Genomic DNA, 443 nt, shown 5'->3' on the forward strand with positions numbered 1-443 from the left:
TACACGGCGGCGAACTCGCTCCTGCTTCGATGCAAGAGACCCTCTCCGCTCAAGATGTGGGGTCTAAAGCTCATTCGCTCGAAAGGTCGCCGCCGTGTGCCGGTGGCCGTCGCCCGCAAGCTCGCAGTCATCTTCCACCGCATGTGGATGACCAAGACCTCGTTCCGTTCGGAGGCTACAGCATGACCTGACCCCGTAGACGAACAAGAACACTCGGTTCATCCGTGTCTGGACGAAGTGCGCGGATGACGCCGTTTATGTCTGGTGTGCCTAGCACGCGCAAAAGCGAGGCGCTCCGCATCACCTGTCACACACATGCGTGCAGCGGCTTCGACCCTGACGAAGCCATCTCAGACTACGAAGAGAAGCGTGATCCAGACACCAACGTGAACCAAGCACAACCAACGGAGCTCGACTACCATGCCCGATTAGAGAAGACATAA

The 443-nt window shown here is 58.0% G+C and carries 1 pseudogene; it reads left to right on the forward strand.

Annotation, left to right across the window (positions count from 1 at the left end):
- A pseudogene (locus NOG11_RS14875) lies at positions 1-186 on the forward strand (IS110 family RNA-guided transposase); the annotation flags it as partial.
- Between the last annotated feature and the right edge of the window lie 257 nt (positions 187-443).

It is taken from the genome of Parvularcula maris, from assembly GCF_024505085.1.
In the GTDB taxonomy this organism is placed as follows: Bacteria; Pseudomonadota; Alphaproteobacteria; order Caulobacterales; family Parvularculaceae; genus Parvularcula; species Parvularcula maris.